Origin of the sequence: Apilactobacillus bombintestini (genome assembly GCF_003627035.1) — a bacterium.
Classification (GTDB): domain Bacteria; phylum Bacillota; class Bacilli; order Lactobacillales; family Lactobacillaceae; genus Apilactobacillus; species Apilactobacillus bombintestini.
Window position 1 is genome coordinate 983,163 of sequence record NZ_CP032626.1, and the last position, 18,171, is coordinate 1,001,333.

15 protein-coding genes and 1 tRNA gene are annotated in these 18,171 nt (G+C 34.5%); 2 read left to right on the forward strand and 14 right to left on the reverse strand.

The annotated features are described in order from the left end of the window. Nucleotides 1-136 precede the first annotated feature (136 nt). From eno to gap, 4 genes are all read right to left on the reverse strand, one after another. Nucleotides 137-1,456, reverse strand: a complete 1,320-nt coding sequence (eno, locus tag D7I45_RS04915; protein ID WP_120784620.1) for a phosphopyruvate hydratase — start codon at nucleotides 1,454-1,456, stop codon at nucleotides 137-139. A 103-nt stretch (nucleotides 1,457-1,559) separates the two neighbouring features. Further along, on the reverse strand, nucleotides 1,560-2,318 hold the full coding sequence (gene tpiA / locus D7I45_RS04920) for a triose-phosphate isomerase (protein WP_120784621.1): 759 nt from the start codon (nucleotides 2,316-2,318) through the stop codon (nucleotides 1,560-1,562). A 168-nt stretch (nucleotides 2,319-2,486) separates the two neighbouring features. After that, entirely contained in the window at nucleotides 2,487-3,701 is a 1,215-nt protein-coding gene (locus D7I45_RS04925; protein WP_120784622.1) for a phosphoglycerate kinase, read from the reverse strand. Between the two features lie 142 nt (nucleotides 3,702-3,843). Further along, nucleotides 3,844-4,857 (reverse strand): type I glyceraldehyde-3-phosphate dehydrogenase, encoded by a 1,014-nt coding sequence (gene gap, locus D7I45_RS04930; RefSeq protein ID WP_120784623.1) that lies wholly within the window; start codon nucleotides 4,855-4,857, stop codon nucleotides 3,844-3,846. Nucleotides 4,858-5,126: 269 nt separating this feature from the next. Between gap and D7I45_RS04935 the strand changes: the two genes are divergently transcribed. Both D7I45_RS04935 and clpP read left to right on the forward strand, forming a co-directional pair. Then, nucleotides 5,127-5,198: transfer RNA gene (locus D7I45_RS04935), tRNA-Arg, on the forward strand. Between the two features lie 91 nt (nucleotides 5,199-5,289). After that, nucleotides 5,290-5,883, forward strand: a complete 594-nt coding sequence (gene clpP / locus D7I45_RS04940) for an ATP-dependent Clp endopeptidase proteolytic subunit ClpP (protein ID WP_120784624.1) — start codon at nucleotides 5,290-5,292, stop codon at nucleotides 5,881-5,883. Between the two features lie 54 nt (nucleotides 5,884-5,937). On the opposite strand, the gene whiA is transcribed toward clpP, so the two are convergent. The 10 genes from whiA to D7I45_RS04990 all read right to left on the reverse strand — a co-directional run bounded on the left by whiA (nucleotide 5,938) and on the right by D7I45_RS04990 (nucleotide 18,160). Further along, on the reverse strand, nucleotides 5,938-6,873 hold the full coding sequence (gene whiA / locus D7I45_RS04945) for a DNA-binding protein WhiA (protein WP_120784625.1): 936 nt from the start codon (nucleotides 6,871-6,873) through the stop codon (nucleotides 5,938-5,940). 13 nt (nucleotides 6,874-6,886) lie between these two features. Next, a complete protein-coding gene (locus D7I45_RS04950; protein WP_120784626.1) occupies nucleotides 6,887-7,876 on the reverse strand; it encodes a gluconeogenesis factor YvcK family protein in 990 nt (329 codons plus the stop codon). Nucleotides 7,877-7,981: 105 nt separating this feature from the next. Then, complete coding sequence (uvrA, locus tag D7I45_RS04955; RefSeq protein WP_120784627.1) at nucleotides 7,982-10,843, reverse strand: excinuclease ABC subunit UvrA; 2,862 nt, start codon at nucleotides 10,841-10,843, stop codon at nucleotides 7,982-7,984. 17 nt (nucleotides 10,844-10,860) lie between these two features. Beyond that, nucleotides 10,861-12,867, reverse strand: coding sequence for an excinuclease ABC subunit UvrB (gene uvrB / locus D7I45_RS04960; protein WP_120784890.1), 2,007 nt, complete (start codon nucleotides 12,865-12,867; stop codon nucleotides 10,861-10,863). Nucleotides 12,868-13,022: 155 nt separating this feature from the next. Further along, nucleotides 13,023-13,946: a thioredoxin-disulfide reductase gene (trxB, locus tag D7I45_RS04965; RefSeq protein ID WP_120784628.1), complete on the reverse strand. Its 924-nt coding sequence runs from the start codon at nucleotides 13,944-13,946 to the stop codon at nucleotides 13,023-13,025. Between the two features lie 81 nt (nucleotides 13,947-14,027). Beyond that, a complete protein-coding gene (galU, locus tag D7I45_RS04970; protein WP_120784629.1) occupies nucleotides 14,028-14,903 on the reverse strand; it encodes a UTP--glucose-1-phosphate uridylyltransferase GalU in 876 nt (291 codons plus the stop codon). A 31-nt stretch (nucleotides 14,904-14,934) separates the two neighbouring features. Then, nucleotides 14,935-15,951 carry an NAD(P)H-dependent glycerol-3-phosphate dehydrogenase gene (locus D7I45_RS04975; protein ID WP_120784630.1) on the reverse strand — a complete coding sequence of 339 codons (1,017 nt, stop codon included), beginning with the start codon at nucleotides 15,949-15,951 and terminating at the stop codon, nucleotides 14,935-14,937. 17 nt (nucleotides 15,952-15,968) lie between these two features. After that, nucleotides 15,969-16,796 (reverse strand): prolipoprotein diacylglyceryl transferase, encoded by an 828-nt coding sequence (gene lgt / locus D7I45_RS04980; protein ID WP_120784631.1) that lies wholly within the window; start codon nucleotides 16,794-16,796, stop codon nucleotides 15,969-15,971. A gap of 21 nt (nucleotides 16,797-16,817) precedes the next feature. Continuing rightward, on the reverse strand, nucleotides 16,818-17,759 hold the full coding sequence (gene hprK / locus D7I45_RS04985; RefSeq protein WP_120784632.1) for an HPr(Ser) kinase/phosphatase: 942 nt from the start codon (nucleotides 17,757-17,759) through the stop codon (nucleotides 16,818-16,820). A gap of 65 nt (nucleotides 17,760-17,824) precedes the next feature. Beyond that, the gene (locus D7I45_RS04990) at nucleotides 17,825-18,160 is read right to left on the reverse strand and encodes a phage holin family protein (RefSeq protein WP_120784633.1); all 336 of its coding nucleotides are present in this window, start codon (nucleotides 18,158-18,160) and stop codon (nucleotides 17,825-17,827) included. Nucleotides 18,161-18,171 lie beyond the last annotated feature (11 nt).

Here is an 18,171-nt window from a genome sequence, read left to right on the forward strand (position 1 = left end):
TTAAAACGTCTTAAATTGTCCCATTTCAAACTACATTCGCCTCTTTTTCTAGTATATTAATCATACCACATGAAATTATGTATAAAAAAGAAGCGTTGATAAAATCAACGCTTCTTTATAAGTTAGTAACAATCAATTATTTGTTAACAATGTTGTTACGAGCTTCTTCAGTTAGGTTGTAGAATGAGTGAATACCTTTGTATTCAGCAACTGAACCTAATTGATCTTCAATTCTCATTAATTGGTTGTACTTAGCGATACGTTCGCCACGGCTCATTGAACCAGTCTTAATTTGACCAGCATTTAGAGCAACAACTAAGTCAGAAATTGTAGTATCTTCAGTTTCACCAGAACGGTGTGAGATGATAGCTGTGTAACCAGCTTCTTTAGCCATTTCAACAGCATTTACAGTTTCTGTTAAAGTACCAATTTGGTTTAGCTTGATTAAGATAGCATTTGAAACGCCCATCTTGATACCTTTTCTTAGGTAGTTAGTGTTAGTTACAAATAGGTCATCACCAACGATTTGTACTTTCTTACCTAAGCGCTTAGTAGCCATTTGCCAGTCTTCCCATTCGTTTTCATCCAATGGATCTTCGATTGAGATGATTGGGTATTTGTCTACTAATTGTTCTAGTAATGTAACAAATTCATCAGCAGAGTATGACTTACCGTCACCTACTAGGTTGTACTTCTTAGTATCTGCATCGTAGAATTCTGAAGCAGCACAGTCAAATGCGATTGAAACATCTTTACCTGGCTTGTATCCAGCACGTTGGATAGCTTCAACTAGAATTTCGAATGGTTCTTCGTTGTTCTTCAAATCAGGAGCAAAACCACCTTCGTCACCTACGGCAGTTGAGTAACCTTTTTCGTTTAAAATAGCCTTTAAGTTGTGGAATGTTTCAGAACCCATACGTACGGCTTCTTTAACAGTCTTTGCACCAACAGGCATAATCATAAATTCTTGGAAGTCAACCTTGTTGTTGGCATGCTTACCACCATTGATAACGTTCATCATTGGTGTTGGTAATACGTGTCCATTGAAACCACCAAGGTAGTTGTACAAAGGAACACCTAGTTCATCAGCAGCAGCACGTGCAGCAGCTAATGAAACACCAAGAATAGCGTTAGCACCTAACTTACCTTTGTTAGGAGTACCGTCTAACTTGATCATTGCTTGGTCAATAGCAACTTGGTCAGTTACATCGTAACCAACAATTTCTTTAGCAATAATGTTATTAACGTTGTTAACAGCCTTAGTAACACCTTTACCCATGTAACGGTTCTTGTCACCGTCACGTAATTCAACGGCTTCGTGTTCACCGGTAGAAGCACCTGAAGGAACGATACCGCGTCCCATAGCACCTGCTTCAGTATATAGTTCTACTTCAACTGTAGGATTTCCACGAGAATCTAAAACTTCTCGAGCATAAATATCTGAAATAATTGACATTTTATTCTCTCCTTAATGAAAGTTGTTACCTCGGAATCAAGGCTACTTTTATTTTATTATTTTAACGCTAAACTTGCAATGAAAAACTTGTATATAAATTAAATTATTTTCCAAAATTAGTTATTTTTATAAAATCTTCTGGCTTCAAACTGCTGGTACCAGGCAATACGCCATCAACATCAGGTTGGCTCATAATTTCTTTTACATTTTTAGCATTAACACTGCCACCATATACAATTCTTACTAAATCAGAAACTTCTTTACCATATAAATCTTGAATAGTCTCTCTGATTAAAAAGCAAGCTTCTTCAATTTCTTTACCACTTGCTGATTTACCAGTTCCAATAGCCCAACTTGGTTCGTAGCCAATGACTATTTTCTTAGCATCCTCAGCAGATACTCCCTTAAGAGCTTCAATAACAGGATTTACTACCCAATTCATTTCATCATATGTTTTACGTTTTGCCATAGTTTCATCACAACAAATGATAGGCACCATACCATTTGATAATACAGCTTTAACCTTTTTATTAATCATTTGATTGCTTTCATGGAAATACTTTCTGCGTTCTGAATGTCCTAACATAACATACGAAACGCCCATGTCAGCAATTGCCATAGGACTAACTTCTCCTGTGTATGCACCAGAATTTTTATAAAAGCAATTCTGTGCAGCGGCCTTTAAATGAACATCATTTTTACAATATTCAGTTAGTTTATCCAAATAAATAGATGATGCAGCAATTGCACATTCTACATTATTTGGATCAGGAAGCTGTCCTTTAATTGTATCTAGAAAATCATCAACTTGTTTCATAGTTAAATTCATTTTCCAGTTTCCCACAATAAAAGGAGTTCTCATTATTTACCTCCTCCTAATTCATAATTCATGTTTAGGATATAACACCACTCTTCAATTTTATCACTTATGATGCTTTAAGCATTGTAATATATCTTACTATTTTTGCTTAAACTATATTATACAAAAAAAGATTCGATGGTAAACATCGAATCTTTAAAATTATTATTTTTATTTATCAGTAATTGAAGCGATACCTGGTAAGGTCTTACCTTCCATGTATTCTAGTGAAGCTCCACCACCAGTTGAAACGTGTGATAGCTTGTCAGCTACACCTAGTTCGTTACATGCAGCAGTTGAGTCACCACCACCAACAACAGTAGTAGCTTCGTTTAAGTCACCTAAGAACTTACCAACAGCTAAAGTACCTTTAGCAAAGTTGCTCATTTCGAATACACCCATAGGTCCATTCCAAACAACAGTCTTAGCGTTTCTTAGAACATCTTCAAATAGTTTGATACTCTTAGGACCAATGTCTAATGCCATTTGTCCATCAGGAATATCTTCACCAACAACTTGTGTAGGTGCATCATTGTTAAATTCAGGAGCTACGACAGAGTCAACAGGTAGAACAATCTTGTCTCCACCCTTTTCTAAGATTTCCTTAGCAGTGTCAATCTTATCCTTTTCAACTAATGAGTTACCAATCTTGTAACCTTTAGCAGCGTAGAATGTGTAAGTCATTCCACCACCGATAATGATCTTGTCAGCTTTACCTAATAGATTGTCGATAACACCAATCTTATCAGAAACCTTTGCACCACCTAAGATGGCAACAAATGGACGCTTAGGATCGTTAACGGCACCACCGATAAACTTAATTTCTTTTTCCATTAAGAAACCAGCAGCAACAGGTTTGTTGTTTGCTTCCATAGCTTTTGCAATACCAACGTTTGAAGCGTGTTGACGGTGAGCAGTACCGAATGCATCGTTTACAAAGCAGTCACCTAATGAAGCCCAGTATTCACCTAATTTAGGATCGTTACCAGATTCACGCTTTACGTTTTCACCATTAACAACATCTTCATAACGAGTGTTTTGTACTAATACAATGTCACCGTCATTCATGTTATTAACAGCATCTTCAAGTTTTTTACCTTCAGTTTCAGGAACGAAAGTAACAGGCTTGTTAATTAGTTCAGATAGCTTTTCAGCAACTGGACGTAGTGAAAGACCTTCCTTGTCGTCTTCACTCTTAATTCTACCTAAGTGTGAGAATAGTACGGCCTTTCCACCATGTTCAACAACGTATTTGATAGTTGGAATAGCACCAACAATACGACTAGTATCACCAACAACGCCTTCCTTAATAGGAACGTTGAAGTCGACACGCATTAAAACTTTTTTGCCTTTTAAATCTAAATCAGAAACAACAGTCTTAGCCAATCTAGATTACCTCCCAAATAATTATTATTTGTAACAATTTCAATATACTTCATTTATCCATGAAATTCAAAATTTTAATAAAAAATGGAGGAGGCAAATGCCCCCTCCACCTTTCATTATTGCTCAAGAGCTTTAATTAAGATTAAAGTTTAGCAAAGTGTAATAGAGTACGAACCATGTTGCAAGTGAAGCCCCATTCGTTATCGTACCAAGTCCATACCTTAACTAATTGGTCATCACCAACAGTAGTTACATCAGTTTGAGTAGCATCAAATACTGATCCGTGAGTATCACCAATGATATCACTTGAAACAATTGGTTCATCATTGTAACCAAATGCTTCGTTACCGTCAGTGTGTTCCTTCATCTTAGCATTGATTTCATCAGCAGTAACGTTCTTCTTGTCAACGATAGCTGTTAATTCAGTCAATGAACCGTCAACGATACCAACACGTTGAGCAACACCATTCAACTTACCGTTTAGTTCTGGGATAACTAGACCTAGAGCCTTAGCAGCACCAGTTGAGTGAGGAATAGTGTTAGTTGAAGCAGTACGGTTGTTTCTGTACTTCTTACCACGAGGGCCATCTAGGATAGCTTGTGTTGAAGTAAATGCATGGATAGTAGTCATAGTACCAACTTTGATACCAAAGTCTTTGTTTAAGAAGTATGCTGAAGGAGCGATACTACTTGTAGTACATGAACCAGCTGAAACGATCTTGTCGTCAGCATTTAGAGTATCCAAGTTAACACCAGGAACAACAGTCTTAATTTGACCAGCAGGTGCTGAAATTAGAACACGTTTTGCACCAGCGTCTAAGTGAGCTTGTGATTTTTCTTCTGAAGTGTAGAAACCTGTACATTCTAGTACAAAGTCAACACCATCATTCTTAACCCATGGTAGGTCAGCGGCATTCTTTTCAGCGTAAACTGGAATTTCTTTACCGTCTACAACGATACCGTTATCAGTTGAAGAAACTTCACCTGGGAACTTACCGTGAGTAGAATCATATTTTAGTAAATATGCAAGCATTGAAGGAGTTGTTAAATCATTGATAGCAGCAACTTCAATTTCGTCTGAGTTTAGTTCGTGGATACGTTTGAAAGCCAAACGACCGATACGACCAAAACCGTTAATACCAATTTTTACAGTCATAACTGTTTTCCCCCTAGAGAAATAAATTTGAGTACTACGTACGGATTAAATATTACTACATTTTAGCTAAGTCGTCCATAGAACTGGCTTAGTTATCAGAAAATAATAATTACTAAATAGTAACTATTATCTGCTAAGTAATATGAAAACCTTACACTCTTAGTATATCAGTGCTAATTTAAGTTTGCAAATCTCTTTCTTACCTTTATTTACGTGGCTTTCCGAGCTTGAATTTTGCCCTTTTTTCCTTTATAGTTGGTTTGTTAATCGCATCTGTAGTGTAATGGATCGCACGTAAGATTCCGGTTCTTAAAATGAGGGTTCGATTCCCCCCAGATGCATTGGTTTAAGGTCAATCAAATAAATTGACCTTACTTGACCATTGATATAAAATTAAAATAATTTATAAAGAAGATAAGGGAGGAAACAATTATGAATTTAGTCCCAACTGTCATTGAACAATCATCAAGTGGTGAACGTGCTTATGACATTTACTCAAGACTACTAAAAGATAGAATCATTATGCTATCAGGTCCAATCGAAGACAATATGGCTAATACCATTATTGCTCAACTATTATTCCTAGATGCACAAGATTCTGAAAAGGATATTTACCTATACATTAACTCACCTGGTGGTGTAGTTACTGCCGGTATGGCCATTTACGATACTATGAAGTTTGTTAAAGCAGATGTTCAAACTATCGTTATGGGTATGGCTGCTTCAATGGCCAGTGTCTTGGCTTCTTCTGGTACTAAGGGTAAACGTTTTGCATTACCTCATTCAGAAGTATTAATTCACCAACCTTCTGGTGGTGCTCAAGGTCAACAAACTGAAATTGCTATTGCTGCTGAATCTATTTTGAAGACTAGAAAGATGATTAATGAAATTCTAGCTCAAAACTCTGGACAAAGCATTGAAAAGGTTAACCGCGATACTGAACGTGATAAGTACTTAAGCGCTCAAGAAGCAGTTGACTATGGTCTAATCGATAGCATTATGACTAACAGTTCTGAAAGAAAATAATAATTTTTACAAATAAAAAGCTAACCAAGCAATTCGCTTGGTTAGCTTTTTTTATTATATCGATCCTTCTCTTAGTTTTTCAGCAAAATCATTAATTTTTCTTAGTCGATGATTAATTCCTGATTTAGAAATACTACCACTAGGCAATGATTCGCTTAATTCTTTTAAACTAACTTCCGGCATTTTAACCCTAGTAACTGCCACTTCATATAATTTTTCTGGCAATTTATCTAGTCCAATGGTTTCTTCAATGTATTTTATATTAGCTAATTGTTTAGTAGATGCATTAGCTACCTTATTCATATTGGCATTCTCACAGTTAACCAATCTGTTAACAGAATTTCTCATGTCACGCATAATTCGAACATCTTCAAATTTAAGCATGGCGTTAGTAGCACCAATTAACTGTAAGAAGTTAGCAATCTTTTCAGCTTCCTTCAAATAAGTGATATATCCACTTCTACGATCAGTGGTTCTAGAATTCAATTCATAACCATTCATCATTTCTGAAATCATATCATTGTGTTCCTCATATAATGAATAAATTTCAAGATGATATCTAGAAGTTTCTGGATTATTAACTGAACCGCCTGCTAAGAAAGCTCCCCTCAAATATGATCTAACTTGTGCATCATTTTTTAGCATTTCAATAGGAACTCTTTCGACAATTTGATAATTATCAAAAATACCTAAATCATCCAAAATATCTTTAGCATGATACATAATTCTTACGACATAGACGTTGTTTTTATTTAACTTCATTTTCTTTCTTACAACTAATTTACTTTCTACGTCATAAAATTCTAAAATCAATCTATAAATTCTTCGTGCTATTGCAGGATTTTCAGTTTGGATATTCAAAATGATTTTTTGATTAGATAATGAAATCGATCCATTCATACGAATCAAAGCCATTAACTCTGCCTTAGCATTTTCTCGATGAACTTCTAAAGTAGTAAGTTCTTTTTTCACTTCACTTGCGTATGACAATGTCCTCGCCGCCTTACTTTCTTGTCAACAAATCTACTAACTGCTCTGCTACCAATCTTCCATTATGAAATACACCATGATTATTAATCTGCAAGAAATTACCTACAATGGTGTTGCATCCCATTTTTTCCAGTGATAATTGATCGTGTTTTACTGGTTTACAAATTTCATTAAATTTCTGATAATCAATTTTTTCCACAGGTACCGGTTCAGTATTTACAATCACAGTATCAATAAAATTACAATGCATATGTCTATTTAAAACTGCCACATGATCTGCATCTGTAAATCCATCTGTTTCCCCTAACTGCGTCATAATATTGCAAATATATATAATTTTAGCTTTAGATTTAATAACCGCTTTTCCCAGATTATTAATCATTAAATTAGGTAAGATACTTGTAAATAAACTACCAGGTCCTAATACTATTTCATCAGCATTTAATATAGCCTGAATAACTTGTTCATCAGCTTCTGGAATACTTTTCTTATCAAAGCATTCTACCCAAACTCGCTTAATTTTTTTATCAGCATAAGTTATTTCATATTCACCTGACATTTGTGTACCATCTTGAAATTCAGCACATAGTTGCAATCTTTCGTTAGTTGCTGGATATACTTTTCCTGTGATTTTCATCATACTACTTAAAAATTCCACAGCAGTATTAATATCGCCCTTCATTTCAGATAAAGCAGCAATTACTAAATTACCAAGTGAATGTCCAGATAAGAAACTGTCGTTATTTTTAAATCGGTATTGAAATAATTTAAGTTCTTCTTTTGATAAATTAGACAATGAAGTTAAAACATTTCTAATATCACCAGGAGGAACAGCATTGATTCCTTTACTTAATCTACCAGATGATCCTCCGTCATCTGCGACATTAACAATAGCTGTTATTTCAACATCTTGTTGTTTTAAATTATTTAGAATCACTGGTAATCCCGTTCCACCACCAATAACAACTATTTGTGGCTTTCGAGATAAATCTTTTTTATTCAATGGTGCCCCTCCCTTCTAAAATCATTAACTAAGTTATTGTAACACACATACCCGGGTGTGTCATTTATAATACAATAAAAAAAGCGCTAAACAGCGCCTCTTTTATTACTTATTTTTATTAGCTTTTATAGTTCTTTCAGTATCTCGTTTTAATACTTCTGCTAAATATTGACCCGTATAACTCTTCTTTTCCTTAACCACTTCTTCAGGGGTTCCGGTAGCAATAATTTCACCACCACCGTCTCCTCCTTCGGGTCCTAAATCAATGATATGATCAGCGGTTTTAATTACATCCAAATTATGTTCAATAATTACCACAGTATTACCTTGATCTACTAATTCATGCAATACCACTAATAAACGTTTAATGTCATCAGTGTGTAATCCGATAGTAGGTTCATCTAAAATATATAAATTATTTCCGGCTGATTTCTTATACAATTCAGCAGCCAATTTCATACGTTGTGCTTCACCACCAGATAAAGTAGTAGCTGATTGTCCTAATTTCACATATCCCAATCCTACTTCATCAATAGTTTTTAGCTTTCTAGTGATTTTAGGAATTGCTGAGAAGAAATCAAGTGCTTGATCAACTGTCATATCTAATACTTCAGCAATGTTCTTACCTTTGTATTCAACTTCCAATGTTTCCGCATTATAACGAGTTCCATGACATACTTCACAAGGTACATAAACATCAGGTAAGAAATTCATTTCAATTTTTAGAATTCCATCCCCATGACAAGTTTCACATCTTCCACCTTTTACATTAAAACTAAATCTGCCTTTCTTGTATCCACGTAATTTAGCTTCATTAGTTTCAGTAAATAAGTTTCTAATATCATCAAAAACACCTGTATAAGTAGCAGGATTACTACGTGGAGTTCTTCCTATAGGGCTTTGATCAATATTAATTAACTTACCAATATTTTTATAACCAGAAATAGATTTGTACTTACCTGGCTTTTGAGAATTATTATTCATCTTTTGTGCCAATGCACGCTTCATAATACGGTTGATTAATGTAGATTTACCAGAACCTGAAACACCAGTAACTACGTTAAATTCACCTAAAGGAATTTCTGCAGTAATATTTTTCAAGTTGTTTTCTTGCGCACCGGTAACTTTAATTTTCTTTCCATTACCTTTACGACGTTTCAAAGGAACTGGAATAAATTTCTTACCAGATAAATATTGTCCAGTTAATGAATTATCGTTTTCTTCAATTTCTTTAGGTGTACCCACTGCCATTATCTTTCCACCATTAGCTCCAGCTCCTGGACCAATATCTACAATGTAATCTGCGGAGCGCATAGTATCTTCACCATGTTCTACTACAACTAAGGTGTTTCCTAAATCACGCATAGATTTTAATGATGAAATCAAACGGTCATTATCACGTTGGTGTAATCCAATAGATGGTTCATCCAATACATACAATACACCTGATAAATTAGATCCAATTTGAGTAGCTAAACGAATTCTTTGAGATTCACCACCAGATAAAGTTCCAGCAGATCTAGATAAAGTTAAGTAATCTAATCCCACGTTCTTTAAGAAAGTAAGACGATCTATGATTTCTTTTAAGATTGGTTTGGCTATTACTGAATCTTTTTTACCAAAATGAAGTTGCTTAAAGAAATCTAATTCTTTCATCACGTCTAAATCAGCAGCTTGGCTAATATTTAATCCGTCAATTTTTACACTAATTGCTTCAGGATTTAAACGGTAACCATGACAGGTTTGACAAGTTAATTCAGTCATGAATTTACGCATTTGTCCCCTAGTAAAATCACTATTAGTTTCACGGTAGCGACGATCAACGTTATTCATAACCCCTTCAAATGGAGCATCAGTATCACGAACACCACCAAAACTACTATTGAAATGGAAATGAAATTCTTTTCCATTAGATCCATATAATACTAGGTCTCTTTGCTTCTTAGGCAACTTCTTAAAAGGAGTATCCATATCCACTCCAAATGCTGCACAAGCTTGTTCTAATAAGCTAGGATAAAATTTTGAACTGATAGGATTCCATGGTTCAATGGCACCTTCGTTTAGTGTCTTGTTTTTATCTGGAACTACTAAACTTTCATCGACTTCTAACTTAACTCCTAATCCATCACATTCAGGACATGCACCAATAGGTGAATTAAATGAGAACAATCTAGGTTCTAGTTCACTAACTGTAAATCCACAAAGTGGACAAGCATAATGTTCAGAGAAGATAAGATTATCTCCATGACCCATTAAATCAGCTACTGCATATCCTCCACTTAAACGTAAAGCAGTTTCTAATGAATCAGATAGTCGTGAATTAATTCCATCTTTAACGATGATTCTATCCACCACAATATCAATATTATGACGCTTGTTTTTTTCCAACTCTACGTCATCTTCTACTTCATGTACTTCACCATCTACACGGTAACGTACAAAACCTTCACGTTTAATTTTTTCAATAACTTTCTTTTGTTGGCCACGTTTGTCTCTAACTATGGGTGACAAAATTTGTAACTTAGTTCTTTCTGGTAATTGCATAACTTCGTCAATCATTTGGTCAATAGATTGTCTAGTAATCTTGGTTCCATCATTAGGACAGATTGGTGTCCCTACTCTAGCCCATAGCAATCTAAAGTAATCATTTATTTCTGTAACCGTTCCTACGGTAGAACGTGGATTCTTGGAAGTAGTCTTTTGATCAATAGCAATTGCCGGACTTAATCCTTCAATAGAATCTACATCAGGTTTATCCATTTGTCCTAAAAATTGTCTGGCATATGAAGATAAACTTTCTACATAACGTCTTTGTCCTTCTGCATACAAAGTATCGAATGCTAAAGAACTTTTTCCAGATCCTGACAAACCAGTCATTACAGTTAATTTATTTTTAGGAATAGAAACATTCACATTTTTTAAATTATGTGCTCGTGCACCCTTTATAACAATTTTGTCGTTTTTCAAAAGGAAGCCTCCCTCTTTTACATTTCACTCTTTAATTCCATTACTGTATCACGAAGCGATGCCGCTTTTTCGAAATCTAATTTGGCAGCTGCATGTTTCATCTCTTTGGTTAGAGTTTCCAACATACGTTTTTGATCCTTCTTAGATAGCTTTTGGAAATCAGATTCAACAAATGAATGATCTTCATTATTATCATTGTCATCCTTGTTATCATAGCTAATCAAATCACGAATTGGCTTCTTAATAGTATGTGGAGTAATTCCATGATCTTTATTGTATTGAATTTGAATTTTTCTTCTTCTAGCAGTTTCATCAATAGCTTTTTGCATAGATTCAGTGGTGTAATCAGCATACATAATAACTGCACCATGTTCGTTTCTAGCAGCTCTACCGATAGTTTGAATTAATGAACGTTCATTACGTAAGAAACCTTCCTTATCAGCATCTAAAATTGCTACTAATGAAACTTCAGGAACATCAATACCTTCTCTTAATAGATTAATACCTACTAGTACATCATATTTTCCTAAACGTAATTCACGTAAAATTTTAGTTCTTTCCAAGGTCTTAATGTCTGAATGTAAATAAGCAACCTTAATTCCTAAATCTTTTAAGTAATCGGTTAAATCTTCAGCCATTTTCTTGGTCAAAGTAGTAACAAAAGTTCTTTCATTAGCTTCAATACGTTTATTAATTTCACCAACTAAATCATCCATTTGTCCCATTATTGGTCTAACCTCTACAGTAGGATCTAATAGTCCAGTTGGACGAATAATTTGTTGTACCACATTCTTAGGGTCAGTTTCTTCTAGTTCACGAGGACCAGGAGTTGCTGACATGTAGATTGCTTGGTTTACTCTTTGCTTAAATTCAGGCATCTTCAAAGGACGATTATCCAAAGCACTAGGTAATCTAAAGCCGTATTTAATTAATTGTTCTTTTCTAGCTTTATCCCCATGATACATACCACCTATTTGTGGCAAAGTTTGGTGAGATTCATCCACAACTAATAAATAATCATCAGGGAAGAAATCTAGTAATGTATAAGGAGCTTCACCCTTTTTACGGTTATCCATATATCTAGAATAATTTTCGATACCGTTGGTATAACCCATTTCAGCTAACATTTCTATATCATAAGTAGTTCTTTGCTTTAATCTTTGTGCTTCAAGTAATTTTCCTTCACTTTCAAATTTAGCCACTTGTTCTTGCATTTCTTTTTTAATTTTACGCAAAGCATTATTCATGTTTTGTTCATCAGTTAAAAAGTGGGTCGCAGGGAAAATAACTATATTATCTTTTCTACCTATAAATTCACCAGTTAATGTATCGATTTCTTTAATAGAATCAATTTCATCACCGAAGAATTCAACTCGAAAAGCGTGTTCATCACCAGATGCAGGGAAAATATCCACCACATCCCCATGAACTCTAAAACGACCACGTTGAAAATCAATGTCGTTACGATCAAATTGAATATCCACTAATTTTCTTAATAAATCATCTCGTTCGATTTGTTGTCCTACACTTAATGGAATAGTATGTTTGTAGTATTCTTTAGGACTACCTAAACCAAAAATAGATGATACAGATGCAACAATAATTACATCATTTCTAGTTAGTAATGCATTAGTTGCAGCATGTCGTAATTTATCAATTTCATCATTTATTGAGGAATCCTTTTCAATATAAGTATCACTAGAAGGTACATAAGCTTCTGGTTGGTAGTAGTCATAATAACTAACAAAGTATTCCACAGCATTATTAGGGAAGAATTGTTTAAATTCACCATACAATTGTCCTGCCAACGTTTTGTTGTGTGACAAAATCAAAGTGGGTTTATTTACATTTTTTATTACGTTAGAGATAGTAAAGGTTTTACCGGTACCGGTAGCACCCAATAGAATTTGGCTCTTTTGACCATCCTCTACTCCTTTAGTTAATCTACTAATAGCTTCAGGTTGGTCTCCAGTTGGTTTGTAGTTAGACACTAAGTCAAATTTATTATTATTCTCGCGTTCTATTTCCAAACAAAGTCCTCCTTTGTTTTTCTTCTGTCTGTTCTCTTTTCATACTTGTAAATGTATTTTACCACACGAACAAACTTTCTAAAAATAAACTACTTATCTCTTTTTATACAAAAAAAGACTGGTAAATTAATTACCAGTCTTTTATTTTATTATTTTAATGATGAAACATATTCAAAGGCATTTTGACCAGCAATACCACCATCACCAACGGCAGTAGATACTTGTCTTAATTCTTTAACACGTACGTCACCAATAGCAAAAATTCCTTTTACTGAAGTTTCCATACGGTCGTTAGTCTTAATCCAGCCTTTTTCATCGGTAATGTTTAAATTACTGAATACATCAGTAACAGGATTATTACCAACATATACGAAGACACCATTTGCATCAATAGTCTTTTCTTCGTTAGTTTCATTATTAACTGTCTTAACACCTGTTACTTTCATGTTATCACCCATGATTTCAGTAACATTAGTGTTCCAAACAAAATCAATCTTATCGTTAGCAAATGCACGATCTTGTAGAACCTTTTGTGCACGTAATTGATCACGACGGTGAATTACAGTTACTTTAGCAACAATTCCAGCAAGGTATAATGCTTCTGAAATTGCTGAATCTCCACCACCGACAACTACTACTTCACGGTTCTTAAAGAAAGCACCATCACAGACAGCACAGTAAGAAACACCTTTTCCACTGTATTCTTCTTCACCAGGAACTCCTAGCTTTCTGTATTGAGAACCAGTTCCAATAATTACAGAACTAGTTTCATAACTGTCTTGATCAGTTTTTACAATTTTTGTATTGCCTTTATCTTCAACTGATTCAACAGTACCATATGCATACTTAGCACCGAAATTAGTTGAGCTTTCGTACATTTTCTTAGCCAAATCAGGACCTAAGATAGATTTAAATCCAGGATAGTTCTCAATTTCAGCTGTGTTGTTCATTTGACCACCGTAAATACCACGGTCAATCATTAAAACAGATAGGTTTGCACGAGAAGCATAAAGTGCAGCGGTCATTCCACCAGGGCCCGCACCAATAACAATTACATCATATTTTTCCATAATTGAGCTCCCCTCTCTTTAATTAATAAGGATACTTTACTATTATTAATTAAATTTGTCCATTATTTAGCACACAACTAAATCTTAGTCCAACTTATTAGCTAAGTCTTTGATGTATGACTTCAATTGATCAGCAACTTCTGGGTGTTGTAGACCAAATTCGATATTAGTTTGTAGCCAACCAAACTTGTTACCAGTGTCGTAACGTGAACCTTTAAATTCATGTGCGTAAACTTTACCGCTCTTGTTTAGAGTATCAATAGCATCAGTTAATTGAACTTCGTTACCCTTACCAGGTTTAGTGTGTTCCAATACTTCAAAAATATCAGGTGTTAATAAGTAACGACCAATGATAGCTAAATCACTTGGAGCGTCTTCTGGATTTGGCTTTTCAACAAAGCTAGTTACATCATATAATCCATCACTAACCTTCTTAGCAGGGTTAATAACACCATACTTAGAAGTGTCTTCATGAGGAACTCTCATAACTGCTAATGTTGATGAATTAGTCTTTTCATAACTATCAATCAATTGTTTAGTTAATGGAGTTTCTGCTTGCATTAAATCGTCACCTAGCATGATAACAAATGGATCGTTACCTACGAAACTCTTAGCAGTAAGAACGGCGTCACCAAGACCCTTAGGATGTTCTTGACGCTTGAAGTAAATGTTTAAACCATTAGTCTTCTTAACAGCTTCTAACATCTTGTCTTTGCCTTTTCTTTCCAAGTTTAATTCCAATTCTGTATTAGAATCAAAATGGTCTTCAATAGCTCTCTTACCTTTACCAATAATGATTAGAATATCTGTAATTCCAGACTTCATAGCTTCTTCAACGATTAATTGAATTGCTGGTTTATCCACAACTGGTAGCATTTCTTTAGGCATAGCTTTAGTTTCTGGTAAAAATCTAGTTCCTAATCCAGCTGCAGGGATAATTGCTTTTCTAATTTTCTTCATTGTATATACTCCTAATGTTTCTTTTTTTACTTTAATCTAATTCTGCTCTACCTTTACGGTGCATTAATTGATAAATTGCATCGTCGATAGTAATTTCTTTATGCAATACTTTGTAAATTGCTGTAGTAATTGGCATATCAATACCGCGTTGCTTAGATAATTCATAAGCAGCTTCTGCAGTAGCGATACCTTCAATTACCATTCCCATGTTTTCAACAATTTCATCTAATGTTTCACCTTTACCTAATTGGTATCCGGCACGCCAGTTACGTGAATCACTACTTGTAGCGGTAACTATAACGTCTCCGAAACCAGATAATCCAGTAAAGGTTAAAGGATTAGCTCCAAAAGAGGTACCTAATCTTGAGATTTCAGCTAAGCCACGAGTCATTAAGGCAGCTTTAGCATTATCTCCATAGCCTAAGCCATATAATGCTCCGGCTCCAATAGCGATGATATTCTTCAAAGCAGCTCCAATTTCTACTCCGATAATATCGTCATTTGTATAAACTCTAAAGTAATCATTAATGAATAGTGATTGAACATGTTCAGCATCTTTAATGTTTTCTGATGCTGTAGTTACTAATGTAATGTCATGCTTAGCAACTGATTCTGCTTGACTAGGACCTGAAATCACTGAAATTGATTTACAATATTGATCATCAATTTCTTCAGAAAGAACTTCTGACATACGTTTATATGTCTTTTGTTCAATTCCTTTACTACCATGAATAATGTTAACCTTCATATCCAATTCTTTTAGAATATTGTTAACCTTCTTGGCAGTTTCTCTTGTGACTTGTGCAGGTACAACAAACAAAATGTCATCAACACCGCGAATGGCTTCCTTCATATCATCATAAGCAACTAATTCCTTAGGATATGTAAAATTCTTAATGTATTTTTCATTAGTGTGTTGATTGTTTAGTTCTTCTACTTGTGATTTTTTGTATGACCATAGGCGTACTTCATTACCGTTTTCTACTAAAACGTTAGCTAACATACTGCCCCATGATCCAGCACCAAGAACTGCAATTTTTTCTACCATAATGTGAACTCCTTAAATTATAGAATTTGACTACCGTCTAGATAAAATGGCAACTTACCATAATGTTTACGACGATACCAAATTAAAATAATAGCTCCGACAAATAAAATTATTGATAATAATTGAGAAACACGAATTCCACCATATAGCATTAAGCTATCGGTACGCATTCCTTCAACAAAAAAACGACCGAAAGAATACCAAATAATATATGAAAGCACTACTTCTCCACGCTTAAAGAAATGATTTATATGACGTAAATTCATTAATAAAACAAATCCTAGTAAATCCCATAAGGATTCATACAAAAACGTAGGTTGACGGTAGAATCCTTCAATAAACATTTGATGAATAATAAATCCTGGTAAATGAAGACTCTTTAAAAATGACAAGCTGGTAATGTTTCCAAAAGCTTCTTGATTCATAAAGTTTCCCCATCGACCAATTCCTTGGCCCATTATTACTGTGGGTGCAATAACATCTAACATTGCCCAAACAGAAATAAGCTTGCTTCTACAGTATAAGAATACTACAACTGCAGCGCCAATTAAAGCGCCATAGATAGCAATACCGCCGTCCCATATCTTCACGATTTCATCCATGTGTTGACTATAGTATGGCCATTGAAATGCAACATAATAAATACGTGCACAAATAATGGCAACTGGCAACGCCCATAAAATCATATCGTATATATTGTCAGGTTCGATTCCTAAATGACGTCCCTCTTTAACTGATAAGTAAACCGCAATTAATACAGCACTGGCAATAAAAATTCCATACCAATGAACTTGAATAGGCCCTAAATTAAAAGCGATTGGGTTTAACGCTAGTAAAGACAAAATCTTAACACTCCCTCGGCAATATTAATGTTTATTATCACCAGAATTTTCTTTAATAAGGTTATTTAAATTGTTATCAAATACTTTGGTAGCATCATAACCCATCTTTTTGGCACGGTAATTCATAGCCGCAGCTTCAATAATGATAGCTAAATTACGACCAGTCTTAACAGGAATACTAATTCTTTGTACATCCACATCGAATATACGACGAGTTTCATCCCCATTTCCTAGACGATCATAAGGTGTATCATCTGACCAATTTTCCAAATGAACAATTAAATCAACTTTGGTTTGTGAGCGCACTGCTCCAGCACCAAATAGATTCATAACATCAATAATACCAATCCCACGAATTTCTAATAAATGTCTCAAAATCATAGGTGATTGACCAATTAATGTTTGTTCATCTTGTTGATAAACTTCTACTCTGTCATCAGCAATTAAACGATGTCCACGTTTAACCAATTCCAAAGCAGTTTCACTTTTACCAATTCCGGAATCACCAGTCATCAATACTCCTAATCCATAGACGTCAATTAAAACACCATGGATAGATTTACGTTCAGCTAACTTACCTTCCAAGTAGTTAGTCATATTACTTAGTACTCGAGAAGTAGTTAGTTTAGAACCCAAAACTGGAATATGTTGATTTTTAGCTGCTCTAATTAATTCGTCAGGCGGATCTAATTGAGTAGAAATAACAAATGCAGGTGTTTCGGGCAAACACATTCTTTTCATCACATCAAATAGTTCATCACTATCCATTCCCTTTGCATAGGAAGTTTCAGTGATTCCTAGTAGTTGGATTCGTTTTGATGGATAGTAATTAAAATATCCAGTCAATTCCAACCCTGGACGTGAGATATCACTTGTTGTGATTGGGCGATCTAAATACTCTTTTCCATAGAAAATATCTAAGTGAGTATTTTCTACCAAATCAGCAACGGTCACATTATAAGCCATAATTTTTCCTCCAGTTTATACATACTTAATTCTACCATGATACTAGTGAAAAATTAATACAATTCTCAGAAATCTGATAATATTACGTTGCATACTGACATGATTAGCGCAACTAACATTGCCATTCCGAATGAGGAAAACTGAAAATTATTACCAATTACCCAAGAAGTTAGTTCTAACATAAAGCCATTTAACACAATACTAAATACTCCTAATGTAAGAATATTTAGTGGCAAAGTTAATAATACCAAAAAGGGTTTAATCAAAGTATTTAATAATGCTAGAACAATTGCTGCTAGTACAGCAGTTCCAACACTTGCTACATAGAAACTTTCTTGAAAGAATCCCACAATAGCTATAAATAACAATGAGTTAATTATTATTCTACCTATAAATCCCATAGTTTTAACTC